19 protein-coding genes are annotated in these 21120 nt (G+C 52.7%); 17 read left to right on the top strand and 2 right to left on the bottom strand.

What is annotated here, in order from left to right:
* Positions 1-80: 80 nt before the first annotated feature.
* From GQE98_RS17775 to ftsZ, 16 genes are all read left to right on the top strand, one after another.
* Positions 81-545 carry a division/cell wall cluster transcriptional repressor MraZ gene (locus GQE98_RS17775; RefSeq protein WP_161317259.1) on the top strand — a complete coding sequence of 155 codons (465 nt, stop codon included), beginning with the start codon at positions 81-83 and terminating at the stop codon, positions 543-545.
* Complete coding sequence (rsmH, locus tag GQE98_RS17770; RefSeq protein WP_161317257.1) at positions 538-1497, top strand: 16S rRNA (cytosine(1402)-N(4))-methyltransferase RsmH; 960 nt, start codon at positions 538-540, stop codon at positions 1495-1497. Before GQE98_RS17775 ends, rsmH begins: the two co-directional genes overlap by 8 nt.
* Positions 1494-1898 carry a cell division protein FtsL gene (gene ftsL / locus GQE98_RS17765; RefSeq protein ID WP_161317255.1) on the top strand — a complete coding sequence of 135 codons (405 nt, stop codon included), beginning with the start codon at positions 1494-1496 and terminating at the stop codon, positions 1896-1898. The genes rsmH and ftsL overlap by 4 nt, the downstream gene beginning before the upstream one ends.
* Positions 1895-3691 (top strand): peptidoglycan D,D-transpeptidase FtsI family protein, encoded by a 1797-nt coding sequence (locus tag GQE98_RS17760; RefSeq protein WP_202526377.1) that lies wholly within the window; start codon positions 1895-1897, stop codon positions 3689-3691. Before ftsL ends, GQE98_RS17760 begins: the two co-directional genes overlap by 4 nt.
* Positions 3678-5135, top strand: a complete 1458-nt coding sequence (locus GQE98_RS17755) for a UDP-N-acetylmuramoyl-L-alanyl-D-glutamate--2,6-diaminopimelate ligase (protein WP_202526376.1) — start codon at positions 3678-3680, stop codon at positions 5133-5135. The genes GQE98_RS17760 and GQE98_RS17755 overlap by 14 nt, the downstream gene beginning before the upstream one ends.
* The gene (locus GQE98_RS17750; RefSeq protein WP_161317253.1) at positions 5128-6564 is read left to right on the top strand and encodes a UDP-N-acetylmuramoylalanyl-D-glutamyl-2,6-diaminopimelate--D-alanyl-D-alanine ligase; all 1437 of its coding nucleotides are present in this window, start codon (positions 5128-5130) and stop codon (positions 6562-6564) included. Before GQE98_RS17755 ends, GQE98_RS17750 begins: the two co-directional genes overlap by 8 nt.
* Entirely contained in the window at positions 6564-7652 is a 1089-nt protein-coding gene (mraY, locus tag GQE98_RS17745; protein WP_161317251.1) for a phospho-N-acetylmuramoyl-pentapeptide-transferase, read from the top strand. The genes GQE98_RS17750 and mraY overlap by 1 nt, the downstream gene beginning before the upstream one ends.
* Before the next feature lie 4 nt (positions 7653-7656).
* The gene (murD, locus tag GQE98_RS17740) at positions 7657-9045 is read left to right on the top strand and encodes a UDP-N-acetylmuramoyl-L-alanine--D-glutamate ligase (RefSeq protein WP_161317249.1); all 1389 of its coding nucleotides are present in this window, start codon (positions 7657-7659) and stop codon (positions 9043-9045) included.
* Positions 9042-10166 carry a putative lipid II flippase FtsW gene (ftsW, locus tag GQE98_RS17735; RefSeq protein WP_161317247.1) on the top strand — a complete coding sequence of 375 codons (1125 nt, stop codon included), beginning with the start codon at positions 9042-9044 and terminating at the stop codon, positions 10164-10166. Before murD ends, ftsW begins: the two co-directional genes overlap by 4 nt.
* On the top strand, positions 10163-11302 hold the full coding sequence (murG, locus tag GQE98_RS17730; RefSeq protein ID WP_161317245.1) for an undecaprenyldiphospho-muramoylpentapeptide beta-N-acetylglucosaminyltransferase: 1140 nt from the start codon (positions 10163-10165) through the stop codon (positions 11300-11302). Before ftsW ends, murG begins: the two co-directional genes overlap by 4 nt.
* A complete protein-coding gene (gene murC, locus GQE98_RS17725; protein ID WP_161317243.1) occupies positions 11299-12723 on the top strand; it encodes a UDP-N-acetylmuramate--L-alanine ligase in 1425 nt (474 codons plus the stop codon). The genes murG and murC overlap by 4 nt, the downstream gene beginning before the upstream one ends.
* 5 nt (positions 12724-12728) lie before the next feature.
* Positions 12729-13682 (top strand): UDP-N-acetylmuramate dehydrogenase, encoded by a 954-nt coding sequence (gene murB, locus GQE98_RS17720; RefSeq protein WP_425501144.1) that lies wholly within the window; start codon positions 12729-12731, stop codon positions 13680-13682.
* Positions 13676-14587 carry a D-alanine--D-alanine ligase gene (locus GQE98_RS17715; RefSeq protein WP_161317427.1) on the top strand — a complete coding sequence of 304 codons (912 nt, stop codon included), beginning with the start codon at positions 13676-13678 and terminating at the stop codon, positions 14585-14587. The genes murB and GQE98_RS17715 overlap by 7 nt, the downstream gene beginning before the upstream one ends.
* Positions 14575-15627 carry a cell division protein FtsQ/DivIB gene (locus GQE98_RS17710; protein WP_161317240.1) on the top strand — a complete coding sequence of 351 codons (1053 nt, stop codon included), beginning with the start codon at positions 14575-14577 and terminating at the stop codon, positions 15625-15627. Before GQE98_RS17715 ends, GQE98_RS17710 begins: the two co-directional genes overlap by 13 nt.
* 52 nt (positions 15628-15679) lie before the next feature.
* Positions 15680-16921, top strand: coding sequence for a cell division protein FtsA (gene ftsA / locus GQE98_RS17705; protein ID WP_161317238.1), 1242 nt, complete (start codon positions 15680-15682; stop codon positions 16919-16921).
* Positions 16922-17029: 108 nt separating this feature from the next.
* Positions 17030-18730, top strand: coding sequence for a cell division protein FtsZ (gene ftsZ, locus GQE98_RS17700; RefSeq protein ID WP_161317236.1), 1701 nt, complete (start codon positions 17030-17032; stop codon positions 18728-18730).
* A 372-nt stretch (positions 18731-19102) separates the two neighbouring features.
* Here ftsZ and hemF read toward each other — a convergent pair whose 3' ends face one another.
* Both hemF and GQE98_RS17690 read right to left on the bottom strand, forming a co-directional pair.
* On the bottom strand, positions 19103-19954 hold the full coding sequence (hemF, locus tag GQE98_RS17695) for an oxygen-dependent coproporphyrinogen oxidase (RefSeq protein WP_161317234.1): 852 nt from the start codon (positions 19952-19954) through the stop codon (positions 19103-19105).
* 14 nt (positions 19955-19968) lie between these two features.
* A complete protein-coding gene (locus tag GQE98_RS17690) occupies positions 19969-20436 on the bottom strand; it encodes a tRNA (cytidine(34)-2'-O)-methyltransferase (protein WP_161317425.1) in 468 nt (155 codons plus the stop codon).
* 149 nt (positions 20437-20585) lie between these two features.
* On the opposite strand from GQE98_RS17690, the gene petA reads away from it, so the two are divergent.
* A complete protein-coding gene (gene petA, locus GQE98_RS17685) occupies positions 20586-21113 on the top strand; it encodes a ubiquinol-cytochrome c reductase iron-sulfur subunit (protein ID WP_161317232.1) in 528 nt (175 codons plus the stop codon).
* Positions 21114-21120 lie beyond the last annotated feature (7 nt).

Here is a 21120-nt window from a genome sequence, read left to right as displayed (position 1 = left end):
TTTTTGACGGTTTGTTTCGGAAGTTTTGAGAAATTTTCTGGGTTCTTGGGGAATGGAAAAATAGGGGGATTTTTGGCTGTATGGCCCTGTTTCTATCCACATATGTCAACAAGGTCGATAAGAAGGGACGCGTATCCGTTCCGGCGAAGTTCCGTGCGGTTCTTGCGTCCAAAGGTTTCGACAGCGTTGTCTTGCTACCGACGGTCAATGGTGATGCCATTGATGCCTGTGGCATGGATGTGATGGAAGGCCTCCTCGAGAAAATCGGTGGCTTTGATCCCCTGTCGGAAGATCGGGAAAGTTTTGCCGACGCGTTAATGAGTGATGCCATCGAGCTACCTATCGATGGTGATGGACGTATCATGATTCCTCTGCCGATGCTTGAAAATGCCGATATCGAGGGGCAATGCGCCTTTGTCGGGCGCGGCGACAGTTTTCAGATCTGGCAGCCTGAAGCTTTTGAAATTCGTAAAAAGCAGGCGCGCGCCCGGGCGGCCAAAAAGCGAGCCGACAGTTCGTCGAGTAAGGAGGAGGTTGATGGCTAGTCAAGACGCGTCACATATTTCCGTCCTGCTCCGAGAGGTGATGGAGGTTCTTAGTCCCAAAGATGGCGGCATTTATGTTGACGGCACGTTCGGTGCTGGTGGCTATTCCCGCGCAATTCTTGAGGCGGCGGATTGCCAAGTGTTTGGGATTGACCGTGATCCTTTGGCGATCTCAAAGGGCCAGAAGATGGCCGACGAATTTCCCGGTCGATTAATCATGATTGAAGGTTGTTACGCAGATATGGAAGAACTGCTCGCTGGGCAAGGAGTTGCCGCGGTTGATGGCATTGCTCTTGATATCGGTGTTTCATCCATGCAAATCGACGAAGCAGAGCGCGGCTTTTCCTTCATGCGGGAGGGGCCGCTTGATATGCGCATGTCTGGCAAGGGTCGGACGGCGGCGGAAATTGTTAATGAAGAATCTGAAGCGGAGCTTGCCAGGATTATTTTTGTGTATGGCGAGGAGCGCAGATCACGTGCAATTGCGCGTGCAGTAGCCGAAAGGCGCGAGTTGGCGCCTTTCAAGAGTACAGTTGAGTTAGCGGAAGTGGTTGCGTCGGTTGTGCGCCCAACAGGAAAGGGCATTCATCCGGCGACGCGTACCTTCCAAGCGTTGCGTATAGTAGTAAATGATGAACTTGGGCAGCTGGTCAAGGGCTTGGCCGCATCCGAACGATTGCTAACTCCCGGCGGTCGTCTTGCGGTTGTGTCATTCCATAGTCTTGAAGACCGACGCGTGAAAAACTTCCTGTCAGCAAGGTCTGAAGGGCGTGCCAGGCCGTCTCGTCATGTTCCTGTCTCGGACGAGGGGCCAGCTCCCACTTTCAAGTTAATCAAACGAGGGACCATTAAGGCTCGTCCCGATGAATTGGCCGTCAATCCGCGTTCACGTTCCGCCCGTTTGCGAGGGGCGATCCGAACTAACGCATCAGCCTGGACGGAGGCAGCATGAAGCTAAACTTAACGATTATTTCTCTCGTGCTTGTTGCCGCTGTATCATTTGGTCTGTACCAGCTTTCCTATGAGGTTCAGGGGCTGGAAAAAAACCTTAAATCACTCAACCAGAATATATCTGAGAATAAGGAAACCATTCGTATTCTAAAGGCGGAATGGACCTATCAGAACCGTCCGGACGTTTTGCAGTCGCTCGCGAGTAAATACCTGCCTCTGTTGTTGATTGCACCCTACCAGGTGGCGTCAGTGGGCGAGGTGCCGTACCCGCAAATTGACCCTGAGCAATATACCGTACCTATACCGCGCCACAATCCGCGCCGGGATTATACACCGGCGACGCCGTTGCCAAGAGGGCCGGTGCAACTCGCTACCTTCACCCATACTGGGGGAGTGCAATGAGCGAATTGACTTGGCCCACTAAGTCACCTCGCCCTCGCATCACGCTGACGCCTTCCCTTGGTCAAAACAATCAGGATGATCGTCACATGGCGTTGCGACTGGACGGCAGCGCGAAAGAAACGTTGGAGCGGGGTAGAAATCGGCTCGTAATGGCCGGGGTTATCTTTGCTTTTTGCTTTGTCGTCCTTGCGGGAAGGCTTGTCGGGCTCGCAATAAGCGGTATCGGAGATGAGGACGTCATGGCGTCGGAAGCTGACTCGGTGCCGCCTGTTGCCATCAGTGAGAGTAAGAGGGCTGAAATCAGGGATCGTAATGGCGTTCTGCTGGCGACGACTTTGACCACGGCATCGCTATTCGCTGAGCCGAAGAATGTCATTAACCCTAAGGAGCTCGCAGCAAAGCTCACGACTGTTCTTGATGATATGAGCGAAGCTGCAATCCTAAGCAAGCTTGCCTCGGCTAGGAATTTTGTCTGGCTCAAACGGAATTTGACTCCAACCCAGCAATATCAGGTGAATGCGCTTGGTATTCCGGGATTGCATTTTCGCGAGGAGGAAAAGCGTTTCTATCCGATGGGTGCGCTGGTCTCTCATGCGATGGGTTTCACCGATGTGGATAATCAAGGCATCGCTGGCGTTGAAAAGTATTTTGATGCTCAGCTCAGTGGATCAAAAGAAAAGTCTGCGCAGGATTTGACACTTTCCCTGGATGTCAGGATACAGCATGCGTTACGGGATGAGCTTTCGCGCCATATGTCAATTTTCCGGGCTATCGGTGCCGCAGGCATGGTGATGGACGTGAAAACAGGTGAAATACTGGGCATGGTTTCCCTGCCGGACTTTGATCCCAACCGGCCCGGGGATTTTTCCGGTGATGCCAAGTTCAACCGGATATCCCTTGGTGTTTATGAGATGGGATCAACCTTTAAGACTTTTACGACGGCCATGGCGCTGGATATGGGGGCCGTTGAATTACAGGGTGGCTATGACGCGACAGAGCCTATCCGCAAGGCGGGCTTTCGTATTCGCGATGACCATCCTAAGAAGCGCTGGCTGTCCGTACCTGAAATTTATATGTACTCATCCAATATTGGTGCAGCAAAAATGGCCGATGATGTTGGCCCAAAAAACCATAAGGCGTTCTTGGCGAAACTGGGGCTGCTTGATAAGCCGTCTCTTGAGATTCCAGAGGTCGGTGCCCCAATTTTGCCGCCAAGATGGAATAGCCTTGAAACCATGACAATTTCATTTGGCCATGGACTGTCCGTTAGCCCCTTGCAACTCAGCACCGGGATCGCGGCAATTGTCAATGGCGGTAACTATATCAATCCGACGATGATCCGGAGGAACGAAGAAAAAATGACGCCGGTCCGCCAAGTCATCTCGGCCAAGACTTCCGATGTCATGCGGCGGCTTATGCGGCTTGTTGTCGAAAAGGGAACGGGCGGTAAGGCGGCTGCTACGGGTTATCTGGTCGGCGGCAAAACCGGGACGGCGGAAAAAGCTGTTGGGGGCCGATACAAGCGTGATGCGCTGATTTCCTCGTTTGTGAGCGCGTTTCCCATGAATGATCCACGTTATGTCGTCTTCGCGATGCTTGATGAGCCAAAAGGGAACGCTCAGACCCACGGTTTTAGAAGCGCAGGCTGGACAGCCGCGCCAATTATTGGACGGCTGATTTCCCGTATCGGGCCAATACTGGCAATTGAGCCCGTTGAAGAGGAAAGTGAGGCTGTGCAGAAAGCCATGTTTATTCCCATCAATTCAAGGGAGAAGAAACTTGCGTCTTTCTGAATTGATGAAGGGCCGGGATGTGCCGGTCATGCATGATAGACATGTTAAGGGTTTGACTGCCGACAGCCGTCATGTCGAGCCGGGCTTTTTGTTCGCGGCGCTTTCGGGAACCAAGGCTGACGGGCGCAATTACATTGAGGATGCGGTCAGGAAAGGGGCGGTTGCCATTCTTACTGATGCATCCTACGAGCCCGCTGATTGCGATCTTCCCTGTTTTCGGGAGGGTAACCCGCGCTTAACTCTTGCACGCCTCGCTTCGCGCTTCTATGGGGCGGAGCCGGAAGCGATAGCTGCTGTTACTGGAACGAATGGTAAGACATCTGTGGCGTATTTTACGCGCGCTATATGGCAGGCGATGGGATTGCCTGCGGCGAGCATTGGGACACTTGGTGTAATGATGCCCGACCAGACGATGTCACTCGGATATACAACCCCTGATCCTGTGCTCCTGCATAAAACGCTTACCTATCTCGTCGGGCACGGAATTCAGCACACAGTCATCGAAGCTTCAAGTCATGGGCTGGATCAGTACCGGCTTGATGGTGCGCGAATTAAATCGGCGGCCTTCACCAATCTGACGCGTGATCATCTTGATTATCATTCCTCCTCTGAAGAATACCTCAATGCGAAACTTGGATTGATCTCGCGCGTTCTCGATAAGACGGGCACAGCCGTTTTAAACTCGGATTCGGAAGTATATCCCGCCTTCTTGCGGGCCGCTAAGGACCGTGGAGTGAAGATTATATCCTATGGCCGAATGGGCGAGGAGATCAAGCTGGTCGACCTTGCGCCGAAAAGCGTAGGGCAGATAATCACGATAGAAGTTTTCGGAAAACGCCACGAAGTCATGTTGCCGCTTGCAGGCGAATTTCAGGCGATGAACGCTCTTTGCGCGCTTGGTCTCGTTATCGGTGCAGGGGGTGATCCGTCGGCTGCGATTATGGCTCTTCCCAAGGTGACGAATGTTCCGGGACGCCTTGAGTTGGTCTCGAGACTCGCGAATAATGCCGCCATTTATGTTGATTATGCTCATTCACCGGATGCGCTGGAAACCGTCCTTGAGGCTGTCCGTAGTCATGCAAAGGGAAAAATTCATGTTGTTTTTGGCTGTGGCGGCGACCGGGACAAGGGAAAGCGGGCTGAAATGGGCCGCATTGCCGGTCTTTATGCGGATCGGGCGATTGTGACGGATGATAATCCGCGTAATGAGGATCCAGTTCAAATACGTGCTGAAATTATAGTGGCTTGTCCGGATGCGCTGAATATTGGCGATCGTTTTACCGCGATTGAAACCGCGATCAAGGCACTCGGGCCGGAAGATATTCTGGTGGTAGCGGGTAAGGGCCATGAGGAAGGTCAGGTTATCGGCACGGAAGCCATTCCCTTTAACGACAAAACAGCCGTCCAGCAGATCGTTTCTGTGTTAGGGGGCGAAAATGTCTGAAGCGCCGCTCTGGAAAGGGATCGATGTTATCGCCGCTGTTGGCGGAAAAGCCGACCGGGAAGACTGGCTGGCGACAGGTGTTTCTATCGACAGCCGATCACTTGAGGCAGGCGATTTGTTTGTCGCGATTGTCGGGCCTGTGCATGATGGCCATGACTTTGCCTGCGCCGCGTTTGAGAGCGGTGCTTCGGCACTGCTGCTGAGCCAGAGGCCGGATAATCTGCCGGCAGAGGCGAATGTTATCCTTGTGGACGATACTTTGCGCGCGCTTGAAGATCTGGGGCGCGCCGCCCGGGCACGAACGGACGCGCAGATTGTTGCTGTTACCGGCAGTGTCGGCAAGACAGGCTCCAAGGAATCGCTTTTACACATATTGTCGCGGCAGGGAAAAACCCACGCCAGCATCGGCAGCTTCAATAATCACTGGGGCGTGCCATTATCGCTTTCGCGTATGCCCGAAGATACCAAATATGCCATATTCGAGCTTGGCATGAATCATCCGGGTGAGCTTGGTCCCCTGTCAAAAATGGTTCGTCCACATGTTGCGCTGATCACAACAATTGAGGCCGTTCACCTGGAATTTTTCTCGGATGTTGAGGCAATTGCACGTGCGAAAGCGGAAATTTTCGAAGGTTTGACTTCCAGTGGCTCGGTTATTCTCAATGGTGACAATAGCTATGGCGGTCTTTTGAAGAGTATTGCAGCGAATGCAGGTATTACGCAAATCCTGACATTTGGCGAAAAATCAGAAGCGGATATTCGTCTTACTGACTTTACGCTCTACCCCGATTACAGTGATGTGGCGGTCAAGATCGCCTCCCAGGAGGTTTTCTTCCGCTTAGGTGTGCCGGGACGCCACTGGATCAGTAATATTCTTGGAGTTTTAGGCGCCGTGAGCGAGCTTGGCGCCAATATCGAGAAGGCCGCGGAAGCGCTTGGTGCTATGCAGTCACCCAAGGGGCGCGGTGCGCGACATATGGTGCCCTGTTTAGGTGGCAGCTATATGGTTGTTGATGAAAGCTATAACGCCAGTCCCGCCTCCATGAGGGCCTCGCTGGAAGTTCTCCAAAATCTCTACCCGGACGGCGACGGACGGCGCATTGCCGTGCTCGGTGATATGCTGGAGTTGGGGGAGAAGTCTGCTGATATTCATCGAAGCTTGAAAGCTGACGTTTGCGCGGCGGAGGTTGATCTCCTGTTCACCTGTGGCCCCAATATGGCCCAGTTGGCGAAGTCCATGCCGAGCACTATCCGCACACATCATGAAGACATATCGGAACTGTTGATCAATCCCCTGCTGGATACGGTCCGTGCCGGTGACATTATATTAATCAAGGGCTCGCTGGGCAGCAAAATGCGCATTCCGCTTGATGCGCTGCTTGCGCAACAGCCGACGGCATTGGCCGCTTCAGAACAGAGGGGGCGCTGATGCTCTACAATCTATTATTTCCGCTGGCCGAAGATTTTACGCTCTTCAATCTGTTCCGCTATTTGACCTTTCGTACTGGCGGTGCGGTTATGACGGCACTGCTAATCAGTTTTATTTGTGGTCCGGCTGTCATTCGCTGGCTGAAAAGCAAACAACACCGGGGGCAACCAATCCGTGACGACGGACCGCAATCCCATATTATCGCCAAGCAGGGCACTCCGACAATGGGAGGTTTCTTGATCCTTCTGGCGCTTGGGATCAGCACATTGCTCTGGGCGGATCTGAAGAATATCTACGTCTGGGTGGTTCTGTTGGTCACACTTGGATTTGGTGCCATCGGATTTGCCGATGACTATCTGAAAGTTAGCCGCCACAATACGCGGGGTCTCCCAGGAAAGCTCAAGCTACTGCTGGAACTTTTGATCGCCGGTTCGGCCGGGTATGTCATCATGGCGAGTTCTCCGGTGGAGATTTCCGGCGTGCTGACTATTCCTTTTTTCAAGCATGCGATTATCACTCTCGGCTGGTTCTATATCCCCTTTGCCATTTTGGTGACGGTGGGGGCGGGGAACGCAGTCAACCTCACAGATGGGCTTGACGGTCTTGCAATTGTTCCCGTGATGATCGCGGCGGCCTCCTTTGCATTGATTGCCTATTTGGTGGGTAATGCTGTCTTTTCAAACTACCTGCAGATCCAATATGTCCCAGGATCAGGAGAATTGACTGTTTTCTGCGGTGCCCTGATTGGTGCCAGTCTCGGTTTCCTGTGGTTTAATGCGCCTCCCGCGATGGTATTTATGGGTGATACTGGCTCCCTTGCTATGGGGGGAGCGCTCGGTTCTGTCAGTCTTGTGGCGCGCCATGAAATTGTGCTGGCGATCATTGGCGGGTTGTTTGTGTTGGAAACCGTTTCAGTGATTGTACAGGTGGCCTCCTTTAAATTAACGGGGAAACGCGTCTTCCGGATGGCTCCCTTGCATCATCATTATGAACAGAAAGGCTGGGCCGAGCCGACGATCGTAATCCGCTTCTGGATTATTGCCGTTATTCTTGCGCTTATTGGCCTTGCATCGTTGAAGTTGAGGTGAGGGGATGATGCAGAGCCACTCATATCAGCATAAGAACATCGCCGTATTTGGGCTCGGCAAGAGCGGTATGGCAACGGCGCGCCAGCTTCATCTCGGCGCGGCGCATGTTTATGTCTGGGATGATAACGAAGGCCGCCGCAAGGCTGCCGAGGAAGAAGGCCTTATCGTTCAGAATCTGGCGGAGGATAGCTGGCCGGAGGCGGAAGCGCTGGTGCTGAGTCCAGGGGTGCCCCTGACACATCCAGAGCCGCATCCCGTCGTTGGTCTTGCAAAAATGGCCGGTGCTGCTGTTATCGGGGACGTCGAAATTTTCCTTCAGGAAAAGAAGGCCGGCCGTATCATTGGTGTAACGGGCACAAATGGTAAATCGACGACATCTGCCTTAATATATCACTTGCTGACTGCAGCCGGTAAGTCCTCGGCGCTGGGTGGAAATATCGGTACGCCGGTTATGGATTTGCCAGAACTTGACGCGACGGGTTGCTATGTTCTGGAGCTGTCGTCTTACCAGTTGGATCTAACGCCCTCCTGGCAGGCGGATGTGGCAATCCTTCTTAATATCACACCGGATCATCTGGATCGTCATGGTGATATGGAGGGATATGCGGCCGTTAAACGGCGTATTTTCCAGCATCAGGATGAAAAAGGTATCGCGATTATCAATATTGATGATCCACTTTGTGAACATATAGCGACATGCCTCGCAATTCATGGTGAGGGAAGACTCGTACCAATCTCGACTAGGGTGCGGGTAGCCGGGGGAGTCAGCGTCATCGACGGCCAACTTGAGGACCAGTCCATTGGTGATCAATCTTGGACGATAGATATCTCTGAGATTGGTTCCCTGCGTGGCCGTCATAACTGGCAAAATGCCGCGGCGGCGGTTGCTGCTGCACGGAGCGTTGGTTTGACATCGGATGAAATAAAGTCGGGTCTTCAGTCTTTCGGGGGTCTTTCCCATCGGATGGAGGAAGTCGGACGTTATGAGAATGTCCTCTTTATTAATGATTCCAAGGCGACAAATGCAGAGGCGGCGGAAAAGGCGCTGACCAGTTTTGAGAATATTTTCTGGATTGCCGGAGGACGGCAAAAGGCTGGGGGGATTACCTCTCTTGCGCCGCATTTCGATAGAGTTTGTGAGGCTTTCCTGATTGGCGAAGCGATGGATCAGTTTGCCTCGACACTGGAAGGAAAGGTGCCATATCAAAAATGCGCTAACCTTGAGGAAGCCGTTTTAAAGGCAGCGACAGCTGCGCATGATGATAAGGGGAAAGATGCCGTTGTGCTGTTATCCCCGGCGGCCGCAAGCTTCGACCAGTTTACCAGTTTTGAGGCCCGCGGAGATATGTTTCGTAAGGCCGCCGTTCAGTGGATTACGAGGGAGACGACATGACAACCTTTACTCGTCTTGACCGTTCTGTTGTCGGAAGCTGGTGGTGGACCGTGGATCGCTGGACGCTTGTTGCGGTTGGCCTGCTTGTCGCGATGGGCGGAGTGATGGTCCTGGCCGCAAGTCCTGCTATCGCTGCCCGGCTTAACCTTGACAGCTTCCACTTTGTTCGTCGCCAATTCATGTATCTGCCGATGGCTGTGATGATGATCTTTGCTATCTCACTGCTTTCACCTCTGTGGGTGCGGCGGCTTGCTGTGGTCAGTTTCGGCTTTTTCTCCCTCCTGACAATTGCGACCCTTTTGGTCGGGCCTGAGGTAAAGGGTGCGCATCGTTGGCTGCAATTTGGCAGCTTTACTCTTCAACCGACGGAATTCCTGAAGCCTTCATTCGCGGTTGTTGCCGCGTGGATGTTTGCCGAGCAACGCAGAAGCGACGAGATTCCAGGAAATCTCATATCGATTGCCCTTTTTGTTTTTGTTGTTTCTTTACTTCTTCTGCAGCCGGATGTTGGCATGACACTGGTGGTCTGTGCAGTTTGGTTCGCCCAATTTTTTCTGGCCGGTCTGCCTATCATCTGGGTTGTAATGTTTGTTGTTGTCGGGATTGTCAGCGCCGCGGCCGCCTATAGCCTGTTTCCTCATGTAGCCAGCCGGGTAGACCGTTTTATGGATCCGTCCGGCGGCGGAAACTATCAGATTGAACGCGCGATGGAGGCCTTCCAGACTGGCGGCTTTCTCGGTGTGGGGCCTGGGGATGGCTCTGTAAAACGGCAATTGCCGGACGCCCATACAGATTTTATTTTTGCGGTTCTGGGTGAGGAATTCGGCGTGGTGGTCTGCCTTCTCGTCGTCGCTCTATTTGCATTTATTGTGCTCCGGGGATTTAGCCGCTTACTGGAAGAGAAAAACTTCTTCGTCGTGCTGGCAGCTGCTGGATTGTTGACGCAATTCGGATTGCAGGCGGTAATCAATATTGGGGTTAATCTGCGACTGATGCCGACAAAAGGAATGACACTCCCTTTCATTTCATACGGCGGATCATCGATGTTTGCGCTGGCCCTTCTGATGGGTATGTTGCTTGCGCTGAGCCGTCGCCGGGCAGGTACAGGGGAGCTGAGATGACTCTCCCGAAGAAACAGGTTGTCTTGGCGAGTGGTGGCACCGGTGGGCACATATTCCCGGCCCGTGCGCTTGCGGAAGAGTTGACGGCGCGCGGGTTCACTGTAACGCTGATCACCGATATGCGGGGCGAGAAATACGATGAGCTTTTCCCGGGGGTCACGGTTCTTCAGGTTAAGTCCGGCTCTCCATCCATCGGCGGGTTCATTGGGAAAGTAAAAGCTGTTGGCGCCCTTATTCTTGGCTTTCTACAATCTCGTAAGATTCTGCGCCGTATTAAACCTTTGGCAGTGGTGGGATTTGGCGGGTACCCCTCCATGCCACCAGCGGCCGCCGCAGCTAGTTTGGGAATTCCGTTGGTGTTGCATGAGCAGAATGCGGTATTGGGGCGGGTAAACAAGCTTTTGGCCGGATATGCAAAGATTGTGGCAACGTCCTTCGATCACACGGAAAGCCCAGACAATGAGATCGCGGATAAGATGATCTATACCGGTAATCCGGTCCGGCGTGCGATATTACCCCTTTTTGACAAAGGCTATAAAAGCCCTGTCTCCGGCGGTCCCATAAACTTACTTGTTCTCGGGGGAAGCCAGGGGGCGACAGTCCTTTCCGAGGTTGTGCCGGAAGCTTTAAGTGCGCTGTCCGCTGATCTGAAATCGCGGATACATGTGACACAGCAATGTCGTGCCGAGGATATCGAGAAGGTCCGGGCTTTTTATCAGGAGAACGGCATAGACGCGAATTTGGCGTGCTTTTTTGAAAATGTCGCCCAGCTCCTGGAGGAGTGTCATCTGGCCATCACTCGGTCCGGTGCGTCCACCTTGTCTGAATTGACTGTAGCGGGGCGGCCTTCACTCCTCGTGCCCTATAAACATGCGATGGATGACCATCAACGTAAGAATGGCGAGAATGCTGTGGCGAGAGGCGCCGCACGGCTTATTCTGCAGGATGATTTTACCGTGGAGGAAGTGAGCCGCCAGCTCACCTATCTTCTTATGCATCCCGACTGTCTCTCGGTCATGGCGAATGCTGCAACAAGTATTGGTGAGATACATGCTGCGGAAAAGCTTGCTGATCTGGTCGAACGGTTCAAGCCAGCCAACAGTGAAAACCAAAATAATGGAAAGGCAGCTGCATGAGAAAGCTACCTCTAGACATGGGCCTTGTACATTTCGTCGGGATCGGCGGGATCGGGATGAGCGGCATCGCGGAAGTAATGCATACCCTTGGCTATCAGGTTCAGGGATCCGATCTTTCGGCTAACGCAAATGTTGAGCGACTGCGCGCCCTTGGTGTCACCGTGCATATTGGCCACGATGCAAAAAATCTTGGCGAGGCGCAAGTCGTCGTGATTTCCTCTGCGGTAAAGCCTGATAATCCGGAAGTACGAGAGGCGCGAAATAATCTGATACCGGTTGTGCGCCGTGCGGAAATGCTGGCGGAATTGATGCGCCTTAAATCGGCAATCGCTGTTGGCGGCACTCATGGTAAGACGACCACAACCTCAATGCTGGCCAGTTTATTGGACGCAGCAGGTATGGAGCCTACGGTGATAAACGGGGGCATCATTAACGCATATGGCACCAACGCGCGCCTTGGGAAGGGTGAATGGATGGTGGTTGAAGCGGACGAGTCCGACGGCAGCTTCACCAAACTACCGGCAACGATCGCGGTGGTAACCAATATTGACCCGGAACATCTTGATTTTTATGGCGATTTTGATGGCGTGCGTGATGCCTTCCAAACATTTGTACAGAATATTCCCTTCTATGGGTTCGCTGCGGTTTGTATCGACCACCCTGAAGTTCAGGCATTGATCGGCAGGATTTTGGATCGACGCCTCGTTTCCTATGGCTGCTCCCCACAGGCAGACTATCGCGCAACTAATATCCGGTTTGAGGGCGGTCATGCCCATTTTGATGTTGAGTTGAGCGATCGTGTGGAAGGCGATCTCCGGGAGATAAAGGGCTTTAATTTACCGATGCCCGGCACTCATAATGTCATGAATGCGCTTGCTGCTATTACGGTTGGCAAGGAAATGGGTTTCGCGGAAGAGGATATTAAAAAGGGACTTCACAACTTTGGTGGCGTCAAACGACGTTTTACCAAGACCGGTGAAGTGGATGGCGTAACCATTATTGATGATTACGGACATCACCCAGTTGAAATTGCTTCGGTCCTGTCCGCTGCGCGTCAGGCCTACGACAAAAAGGTTATCGCGGTCGTCCAGCCACACCGGTATTCCCGGCTTCATGATCTGTTCGAGGAGTTTTGCAGCTGCTTCAATGATGCGGATATTGTAGTTGTCGCAGATATCTATGCTGCGGGAGAGGCTCCGCTTCCCGGAATTGACAAGGAGCATTTCGTCGAGGCTCTTCGCGTTCGTGGTCATCGCCATGTCCTTTCGCTTGATGGACCCGACGCGTTGGCGGCTTTAATCAAGGAAAACAGTCATCCGGGCGATGTTGTTGTCTGCCTCGGAGCGGGCTCCATTTCCGTGTGGGCCAACGCCTTGCCTGCAGACCTTGAAAAGCTTCTCGCCAAGGAAAAGGTAGGATGAATGAGATGACCCCGGTGGTGCCGAAAAATATTACTGAGGACAAGTTAATTGACCGGATGCCGTCGGTACGCGGTCGCCTGCGGGAGAATGTGGATCTTAGCAAGGTGACCTGGTTTCAGGTGGGGGGACCGGTTGATGTCCTGTTTAAGCCCGAAGATGAAGCGGACCTCGAGGAGTTCCTGAAAAACCTGCCCCGGGATATTTCTGTCTATGTGATCGGCGTGGGGTCTAACCTGTTGGTGCGGGATGCCGGTATGCGCGGTGTTGTTATTCGGTTAGGCCGGCATTTCGCAAAAATGAACCATGACGGTGATAAGCTGATTGTCGGTGCGGGCGCGCTTGACGGGCACGTGGCGCGATTTGCAGCGGATGCCGGGTTAGAGGGTGCCGAATTCCTGAGCGGAATACCTGGTGGTATTGGTGGCGCGCTAAGAATGAACGCCGGAGCCTATGGGGCGGATATCTCCGATATCTTCCTTTCAGCAGTTGCGTATGACCGTGAAGGTAACCGGCATGAATTGAATTTAAAGGACATGGGATTTTCCTACCGCCATACGGATATTCCAAATGACTGGATATTCACGCAGGCAATCTTCCGACTTGCTCCTGGTGACCGTAAGGAAATCCTCAACCGGATGGCGGATATTTCCCGAAACCGGGAAGAAAGCCAGCCTATTCGCAGCCGGACAGGAGGTTCTACTTTTGCTAATCCTCCGGGGAAAAAGGCATGGGAGTTGATTGACGATGTCGGCGGTCGCGGCCTGACGATTGGCGATGCCATGGTGTCGGAAAAGCACTGTAATTTCCTCATCAATAAAGGTACGGCGCGGGCGTCCGATCTGGAGGCGGTTGGGGAAGAGCTGCGTCGACGTGTCTTCGTCAAGCACGACACGCTCTTGCGCTGGGAAATTGTTCGTCTTGGAGACGCAGATGAACAAATTGAAGGGACAGGATCATGAAACATGTCGCCGTTTTAATGGGGGGCTGGTCTGCGGAGCGGGAAGTTTCGATGAACAGTGGCCTCGCCTGCAGTGAGGCCTTAAAAGCTGGCGGTTATCGGGTCACGCCAGTGGATGTTGGTCGTAATATATCGGAAACACTCGCTGAGTTGAAACCTGATGTTTGTTTCAACGCTCTCCATGGGCGCTACGGCGAGGATGGATATATTCAGGGACTGCTTGAAATCATGGGCCTTCCCTATACCCATTCCGGCGTCCTTGCTTCAGCGCTGGCCATGGACAAGCCCGTTGCCAAGACCCTGTTTGCCGAAGCGGGTATCCCGATTGCGGATGGAAAAATCTTCACGCGTCAGGAAGTTCAGGACGGAGCCAGCTTCCCGAAGCCTTTTGTTGTCAAACCGCTTAATGAAGGGTCGAGTGTTGGCGTAACGATCATTTTGGAAGACGAAAACATAAGCCTTCAGGATTTGCCCTGGAATTTTGGCGAGAAAGTTCTGATCGAGAGCTTTATCCCGGGCCGGGAAATTCAGGTTGCCGTAATGGGGGACGCCGCTCTTGGCGCTGTCGAAATCAAACCGCTTGGCCGCTTTTATGATTATGAAGCCAAATACACCGCGGGAAAAGCAGAGCACTTAATGCCGGCTCCGCTCGATCCCGAGAAATACGAGGAAGCCTTACGGTTGGCTTTGCTTGCTCATCAGACTTTGGGGTGCCGCGGTGTCAGCAGGAGCGATCTCCGTTTCGATGATACGGGGGAAGGACCGGGTGAATTTTATATGCTGGAAACGAACACCCAGCCGGGCATGACGTCGCTCAGTCTCGTTCCGGAGATTGCTGCTCATTCAGGCATTTCCTTTGAAGAGCTCGTCAGTTGGATTGTGGAGGATGCATCATGCGACAGATAACTATTGATAAAGATGATCGCGTCATTCCGTCATCTTCGCGTCCGCGTAAATCAAAAGCCAAGGGTGGATTTTTTAAAAGTCTCCGTGGCGGAGCCAAGAAAAAGAAGGCGGTCAAAAGAAAGGCAGAGCCCAGAATTTCAACCGAAGCCGCATTTTCTCGTCTGGGCAGTATGACCGTTCAGATAACCGACCGGATAAGTGCGCCTTTTAAAAGAGAGAAACCACGACGGGGCGGGCGGCGCAAGCCCATACCTGCCTGGCGTAAGCCCGCCTTGGTTTGCGGCTGCGTCCTGGTTCTCGCCATTACTATTGGCGGTGTTACAAATTTTATTATTCGTACGGAACTGTTGGACAGAAGCGCAACATGGATTGATGAACAGCAGCAGTCCCTTGCAGAAGTATTTGGCCTGACTGTGCAGCAAATTAGCGTCATCGGTCGCGATAAGACTTCTGGTGACGATATCCTGCGGGTTCTCGATGTTAGTCGCGGTGAAAGTATTCTCGGTATCGATCCTGAAGCGGCGCGGGAACGGCTGGAAACCCTGGGGTGGGTTGAAACGGCATCGGTCATGCGTCGTTACCCCGATGAAATTTTTATCGAGATTGTGGAAAGACGCCCCTATGCCCGTTGGCAAATTGACGGAAAAACAGGTGTCATTGACCGAACAGGTGCTCTCGTCTCGAGAAAAGATGAAGCGGCGTTCCGTTATCTACCCAAAGTTGTCGGGACCGGTGCAAATGATCATGCCGCAGAGCTATTTGATATGTTGGCACAAACGCCCGAACTCTTTACACGTCTCGAAAATGCCGTTCGCATCCGTGATCGCCGCTGGAACCTGGAATTCAAGAATGGCGTAACAGTGCTTCTTCCAGAGAAAAGCGCACTCCACGCTTGGAAACAACTTTATCTGATACAGAACGAACAGAAAATTCTCGACAAGGATGTCGTCACCATCGACTTGCGCGGAAAAGATCGCATGTATGTGCGGTTAAACGGAGAGGCCGCCAAACTTCGCCGTTTGGCGGGGAACGATACATGATTTGCGGTCAGGGATATTGCTATGAAAGAAAGACGGAGCAGGTGAAAAGGTAATGGCAGCGGGACGTAATGGACCTTTGGCAGCACTGGATGTCGGCTCGACGAAAGTATGTTGTTTTGTCGCGACAGAGGAGGCCGGGCGCCTCCGTGTAACCGGTATCGGCCATCAGGTCTCCCGCGGTTTGCGGGCTGGCGGAATTACCAATATGGAAATGGCAGAGGAAGCAATTCGCTCTGCCGTCGATGCGGCGGAGCGCATGGCTGGCGAGACAGTGCGTGAGGTTTTCCTGGGTGTTTCCGCGGGCAAACCCGCCTCCCAAACCGTTGATGTCGAAATGTCGATCGGTGGCCAGGAAATTACGGAAAAAGATCTGCAGCGGACCTTGAAGGAAGCTCGTGCAAGTTATCAGCCAGAAGGGCGTACGGTTATCCATGCACTTCCTGTTGGCTACACCGTCGATGGCAATCGAGGCATTCGCGATCCACGCGGAATGTATGGTGAAAGCCTTGGTGTCAGCATGCATATGGTTTCCTTGCAAAACAGTCATATGCGTAATCTCGCCAATTGCGTCGAACGCTGCCATCTCGGTGTGGCGGGGATGGTCTCTGCCCCATATGCGTCCGGCCTCGCCTGCTTGGTTGAGGATGAAATGGATCTTGGAGTCACCGTAATTGACATGGGGGGAGGGTCAACTTCCTTTGCCGTCTTTTATGATGGTGAGATGGTCTATAACGAGGTGATCCCGGTTGGCGGCGGGCATGTCAGCAATGATATTGCGCGAGGGTTATCCACCACGCTCGCCAACGCGGAACGAATGAAAACGCTCTATGGAAATGCCCTCGCAAGCCCCGCAGATGAAAAGGAAATCATCGATGTCCCGCTGATCGGTGAAATAGATCATGATGTCGCCAATCATGTGCCGCGTTCCATGCTGGTTGGTATTATCAAGCCGCGCATAGAGGAGATTCTCGAGCTGGTTAATGATCGCCTGCTAGCCTCCGGATTTAACAAGGTCGCCGGACGCCGAGCCGTCCTTTGTGGAGGAGCCACGCAGCTATCCGGGGTACAGGAATTAACCGCCCGGGTTCTCGACAAGCAGGTCCGCATGGGTAAACCTATCCGTGTCAAGGGACTGGCCGATGCGACAGATGGGCCTGCTTTTACAACTGTTGCCGGATTATTGTCCTACGCGGTGCGTGAGAGATTTGATGAAGGCATCAAGATGGCAGTGGCGGAAAAGCCGCCAAAAAACCGGTTTTTACGAGTTGGAAACTGGTTCAAGGAGAATTTTTAGGCAAAAAAATGCATAAAAATTGTCAATATAGTGAGAAGTAGGGTTTCATTAACCACAATATTTGGTATTAATTAGCTGTACGACAGCGTAGTAGAGGAGGAGAGTACCGTGAGTATCAATTTGTCAGTGCCGGAGCAAGCTGAGCTAAAACCGAAAATCTTGGTATTAGGCGTTGGAGGAGCTGGTGGTAACGCGGTAAACAACATGATTTCCTCCGAGCTTCAAGGCGTGGAGTTCGTGGTTGCCAATACAGATGCGCAGGCTCTGAAGCAGAGCTTGGCTGAGCGTCGCATTCAACTGGGGGCTGAGTTGACCGAGGGGCTGGGCGCCGGATCGAAACCGCATATCGGCGCAGGTGCAGCGGAAGAAGCGCTCGACGAAATCACCGGACACCTTGAAGGTGTGCATATGTGTTTTATCACTGCCGGTATGGGCGGTGGTACAGGAACGGGCGCAGCGCCGGTTGTCGCACGAGCAGCCCGCGAAAAAGGAATTCTGACGGTTGGCGTGGTAACGAAGCCCTTCCAGTTTGAAGGTAACCACAGAATGCGGATTGCTGAAGCTGGCATTGAGGAGTTGCAGCGTTATGTAGATACGCTGATCATCATTCCGAACCAGAATCTTTTCCGCATCGCGAATGAGAAAACCACTTTCGCCGATGCGTTCAACATGGCCGATGAAGTCCTTCATTCCGGCGTTCGTGGTGTAACCGACCTCATGGTGATGCCGGGCCTGATCAATCTCGACTTCGCAGACGTGAATACGGTCATGAACGAGATGGGCAAGGCCATGATGGGCACTGGCGAGGCGAGTGGTGAAAATCGGGCGATTGAAGCGGCCGAGGCAGCCATCTCCAATCCACTGCTTGACGACGTCTCCATGAAAGGCGCGCGCGGCGTTCTGATCAATATCACGGGCGGCATGGATCTCACTCTGTATGAACTGGATGAGGCAGCCAACCGGATTCGCAGTGAAGTTGACCCGGAAGCAAATATTATTGTTGGATCCACCTTCGATACGGAGATGGAAGGCAGCATGAGGGTATCGGTCGTTGCAACCGGTATTGACGCGCTGGAAGCTCAGAAAGCCAATTCTCCGAATGTAACGTCACTTCTTTCTGTGAAGAACGAAGGTAGGGCTGCATCTTTCTCGGCATCTGGCTCTAGCGATTCAGCGCCCATGGTGCCGGCAGCCGCAGATATTTCTGCATCCGGATTTGGTGCGACGGTGCCGGGCGGTAATTTCTCAGGACAGCCGGTTGCACAGGCTGGCGATGCAAACAATTCTTCGGAAAATCTTGAAATGGGGTCCACCTCATCGGATGCCGGTTATATGAGTGGAAATCTTGCCGTTGATCAGGAGCGTGACCTTCTTTCTGATATCGATGGAGAGATGGAAGAAAGTGATCAGACCCCGTCAGAGATTGAGGGAAAAGACAGCCCCTTCAATGCACCGCCAGCGATTAAGGTAGATAAAAGCCCGGAAAAACTGGTAAATCCTGATGCGCATCAGGCATTGGCGGACGCTGCGGGTCCGAAGTCGAAGAAGCGTGGCCCCAGCCTGTTTGAACGGATGACAGGCGTCAGCCGAACGTTCAGGAAGGAATCAGCGACGGAAGAAGTACCCGCACCAGTGCGTAAAGAGCCGACGAGCGCTCGGGTCGCGCCATCTCCTGCGGCTCCCGCACCGGCCGCGCCACAAAGTCCGTCAGTTCGGAAGGAAGTCACGTCTTCAGTCAAAATTGACCAAAAGCAAGAGGATGAAGATCTTCTTGATATCCCGGCTTTCCTTCGTCGACAGGCGAATTAATCAGTCAAATCCAGCTGAACAAAGAAAAAGCGTGAAACCGACTTGGTTTCACGCTTTTCTTACGCGGCGGTAATTCGCCCATTAATCGTCTGTATTTTAATCTGTGTCGAGGGGAAAAAAAAGGTTTTCGGATTAAATACAGTCACAGCCATGACAGGGTTTAACACCTAATGCATGGCATGCCATATATGCACGCAAGCTCTTCAGGGCGTCTGCTATCAAAACCAGGATGCTATATCTGTATCTGACCATCGAACCAATCCTCTTTAAGTCACGATCACAAGGAAATATTACACCGTCAGGGCGCATCGCCCAAGTAAAAGAGGTGTGCGCCGCGTCACAGCTTGGCGTAAAAAGGAGTATCTCCTTCTGTTACGGCCATTTCACTTCTGGTGGCAGGGACATAAGTATCGCATCTGTATTCCCCCCGGTTTTCAGGCCAAAGGTTGTCCCGCGATCGTATAGGAGATTAAATTCGACATAGCGACCGCGGCGAATGAGTTGATGCTCCCGCTGTTCAGAGGTCCATTCTTTGTTCATATGACGACGAACAATTTCCGGATAACTATCCCGAAAGGCTCGTCCGACATCCTGCGTAAAGGCAAAATCCTTTTCCCATTCCGTTTCAAGCCGATCGTAAAAAATTCCGCCGACACCTCGTGGTTCATTCCTGTGGGGAAGGAAAAAATACTCGTCACACCATTTCTTGAATTTAGGGTAATATTCCGCATCATGTCGGTCGCACGCAGTTTTTAGGGCTGAGTGAAAATCATCGGTGTCCTTTTCGTCAGGATACATCGGTGTCAAGTCTGCACCGCCACCAAACCAGTGATTGGCAGTGACAATGTGGCGGGTGTTCATATGCACCGCCGGAACAAGGGGAGACTGCATATGGGCGACAAGGGATATGCCGCATGCCCAGAAAGAACCATCGGTCTCAGTTCCTGGGATGGATTTTCTGAATTCCTCTGAAAACTGGCCGTGAACCGTTGAAATATTGACGCCCACTTTTTCGAATACCCGGCCTTTCATGACGGACATTTCTCCGCCTCCACCGCCCGCACGATCCCATTTAGTAACCTCGAACCGTCCCGGCTCCCGATCGCAGAGTTGGCCGGATAGTTCCTGCTCCAGCGTCTCGAAACTATCACGTATCTGATCACGCAATGACCGAAACCATTCCGCGGCCCGGGCTTTTTGGGATTCTGTCGTACTATCTGTCATGAACTTACCAAATTTTAAGTAAAAGAAGAGGAGTTAGGAAAATCAGCCGTCTGCCGAAGCGCCTCACCAAGTACCATAGCTGCCGAAAGTGCGACATTGATTGAACGCAATCCTTTCGTCATGGGGATAAGTACTCGATGATCTGCGGCATCATGGATTGCATCGGGCACACCGGCACTCTCTCGACCAACAAGAAGAATATCCGATTCTGTGAATGTAAAATCCGTGTAGGCAGTATCGGCTTTTGTCGAAAGTAATATGAGGCGTTTTCCGCTTATGTGCCTAGTGAACTCCTGCCATGAGACATGGCGCGTTACATCTGCTGCGGCGCTATAGTCCATCACGGCCCGTCGCAGGTCCTTTGCGCCAAAAGGAAAGCCACAAGGCTCGATAATATCGACCGGAACGCCTAGGCAGGCGCCCAATCTGAGCATGGTTCCCACGTTGGGGGCTATATCTGGTTGGTAAAGTGCAAGTCGCATCTTGCTGTTGTAATGGGAGTGTTGTAACAAATACAGAAAAAATGCGCGCTTTATTGTCGCATTCGGCACGTTCGGGCTGGACATGTCGGCATTATGATGACAAAAAGCGGGCGCGGTAAAATTATTTTTATAGGCTTTGGGGAAAGTAAATGACGACAACCACCCCTGAAGAAGAGAACGGCGTAAAGCGCCGTGATTTTCTTTATATTGCTGCAGGCGGCCTTGGTGCCGTGGGGACGGCAGCGGCCATCTGGCCCTTTATTTCGCAAATGAACCCATCTGCGGATGTTCTTGCGCTGTCAACGACGGAAGTCGACCTTGACGGCATTGAAACCGGATCTGAAGTCACTGTTGTTTGGCAGGGCAAGCCGGTTTTTGTAAGACATCGGACAGAAGAGGATATCGAGAGGGCCGAAGATGTCGACCTCGCGGATTTACCTGATCCGGAACCAGACTCCGAACGGGTGATTAATCCTGAATGGCTGATCATGGTCGGTATCTGCACCCATCTGGGATGCGTCCCGCTCAAAGGGCAAGGCGATTTCGGGGGATGGTTCTGTCCCTGTCATGGATCGCATTACGATACGTCAGGACGTATCCGTAAGGGCCCGGCACCAGCGAATCTGGTCATTCCGCCTTACGAGTTCCTGAACGACAGCAATATCAAGATCGGGTAGGGGGCCC

Origin of the sequence: Sneathiella litorea, assembly GCF_009882915.1 — a bacterium.
Classification (GTDB): Bacteria; Pseudomonadota; Alphaproteobacteria; order Sneathiellales; family Sneathiellaceae; genus Sneathiella; species Sneathiella litorea.
This window is presented reverse-complemented; position numbering and strand designations above follow the sequence as displayed.

Coding starts and splice junctions, on each gene's coding strand:
- GQE98_RS17775 (WP_161317259.1), top strand. CDS start 81: ATGGCCCTGTTTCTATCCACATATGTCAACAAGGTCGATAAGAAGGGA.
- rsmH (WP_161317257.1), top strand. CDS start 538: ATGGCTAGTCAAGACGCGTCACATATTTCCGTCCTGCTCCGAGAGGTG.
- ftsL (WP_161317255.1), top strand. CDS start 1,494: ATGAAGCTAAACTTAACGATTATTTCTCTCGTGCTTGTTGCCGCTGTA.
- GQE98_RS17760 (WP_202526377.1), top strand. CDS start 1,895: ATGAGCGAATTGACTTGGCCCACTAAGTCACCTCGCCCTCGCATCACG.
- GQE98_RS17750 (WP_161317253.1), top strand. CDS start 5,128: ATGTCTGAAGCGCCGCTCTGGAAAGGGATCGATGTTATCGCCGCTGTT.
- mraY (WP_161317251.1), top strand. CDS start 6,564: ATGCTCTACAATCTATTATTTCCGCTGGCCGAAGATTTTACGCTCTTC.
- murD (WP_161317249.1), top strand. CDS start 7,657: ATGATGCAGAGCCACTCATATCAGCATAAGAACATCGCCGTATTTGGG.
- ftsW (WP_161317247.1), top strand. CDS start 9,042: ATGACAACCTTTACTCGTCTTGACCGTTCTGTTGTCGGAAGCTGGTGG.
- murG (WP_161317245.1), top strand. CDS start 10,163: ATGACTCTCCCGAAGAAACAGGTTGTCTTGGCGAGTGGTGGCACCGGT.
- murC (WP_161317243.1), top strand. CDS start 11,299: ATGAGAAAGCTACCTCTAGACATGGGCCTTGTACATTTCGTCGGGATC.
- murB (WP_425501144.1), top strand. CDS start 12,729: ATGACCCCGGTGGTGCCGAAAAATATTACTGAGGACAAGTTAATTGAC.
- GQE98_RS17710 (WP_161317240.1), top strand. CDS start 14,575: ATGCGACAGATAACTATTGATAAAGATGATCGCGTCATTCCGTCATCT.
- ftsA (WP_161317238.1), top strand. CDS start 15,680: ATGGCAGCGGGACGTAATGGACCTTTGGCAGCACTGGATGTCGGCTCG.
- hemF (WP_161317234.1), bottom strand. CDS start 19,954: ATGACAGATAGTACGACAGAATCCCAAAAAGCCCGGGCCGCGGAATGG.
- GQE98_RS17690 (WP_161317425.1), bottom strand. CDS start 20,436: ATGCGACTTGCACTTTACCAACCAGATATAGCCCCCAACGTGGGAACC.
- petA (WP_161317232.1), top strand. CDS start 20,586: ATGACGACAACCACCCCTGAAGAAGAGAACGGCGTAAAGCGCCGTGAT.